Annotated in this window: 1 protein-coding gene; it reads left to right on the top strand. The window is 76.3% G+C overall.

Translation table 11 applies throughout. The annotated features are described in order from the left end of the window. A partial coding sequence (locus RH94_RS26170; RefSeq protein ID WP_407697356.1) for an FAD-dependent oxidoreductase occupies positions 1–1205 on the top strand: 1205 nt, incomplete at its 3' end.

Raw genomic sequence — 1205 nt, 5'->3', positions numbered from 1 at the left:
CTGGCCCGGCTGCTGCCCGCACCGCCGGGCGCCGAGCGCGCCGAGGAGGCCGGCGCGCCGCGAGCGGCCGTCGTCGGGGGCGGCATCGCCGGGCTGACCGCGGCCACCGCGCTGGCCGAGCGCGGCGTACGGACCACCCTGTACGAGCGCGAGGCGCAGCTCGGCGGACGGCTGGCCGGCTGGCCCACCCGTCTGGCCGACGGTACGGCGGTGACGATGAGCCGCGGCTTCCACGCCTTCTTCCGGCAGTACTACAACCTGCGCGCCCTGCTGCGCCGCACCGACCCGGCCCTGTCCCGCCTGACCGGCCTGCCCGACTACCCCCTGCGCCATGCCGGCGGCCGGCAGGACAGCTTCCGGCACGTGCCGCGCACACCGCCGCTGAGCGCGCTCGGGTTCGTGGCGCTGAGCGAGTCGTTCTCCCTGCGCGGCCTGGCCCGGATGAACGCACGGGCGGCGCTGCCGCTGCTGGACGTGCGGGTCCCCGAGGTGTACGGCCGGCTCGACCACGTCAGCGCGCACGACTTCCTGGAGACGATCGGCTTCCCCGCGGCGGCGCGGCACCTGGCCTTCGAGGTGTTCTCCCGCAGCTTCTTCGCCGATCCCCGGGAGCTGTCGGCCGCGGAGATGGCGCTGATGTTCCACGTCTACTTCCTCGGCTCGGCCGAGGGCCTGCTGTTCGACGTACCCCGGGAACCGTTTCCGCAGGCGCTGTGGGACCCGCTCGCCGGACGTCTGCGCCGGCTCGGCGCGCGGGTGCGCACCGGCACCGCCGTGGAGGGGGTCGCGGTGCTGCCCGCGGGCGGCTTCACCGTGGCCGCCGCGAACGGCGAGGAGCCGTACGACGCGGTGGTCCTCGCCCTCGATCCGGCGGGCCTGCGCGCGCTGGTGGCCCGCTCCGGCACTCTCGGCGACGCCGGGTGGCGGGAGCGGGTGGCGCGGCTGCGCACCGCCCCGCCCTTCCTGGTCTCCCGTCTGTGGCTGGACCGGCCCGTGCGCGCGGACCGGCCCGGCTTCCTCGGCACCAGCGGATACGGCGCGCTGGACAACGTCAGCGTGCTCAGCGGCTGGGAGGGCGAGGCCGCCCGCTGGGCCGCCCGCACCGGCGGCTCGGTCGTGGAACTGCACGCCTACGCCCTGCCCGAGGACGCCGACCCGGCGACCACCGAGAAGGAGCTGCTCGGCGAACTGCACCGCCTCTATCC

Source organism: Streptomyces kebangsaanensis (genome assembly GCF_001906585.1).
GTDB classification, from domain to species: Bacteria; Actinomycetota; Actinomycetes; order Streptomycetales; family Streptomycetaceae; genus Streptomyces; species Streptomyces kebangsaanensis.
The sequence above is the reverse complement of the archived record's forward strand: the minus strand, read 5'-3'. Positions and strand labels throughout refer to the sequence as shown.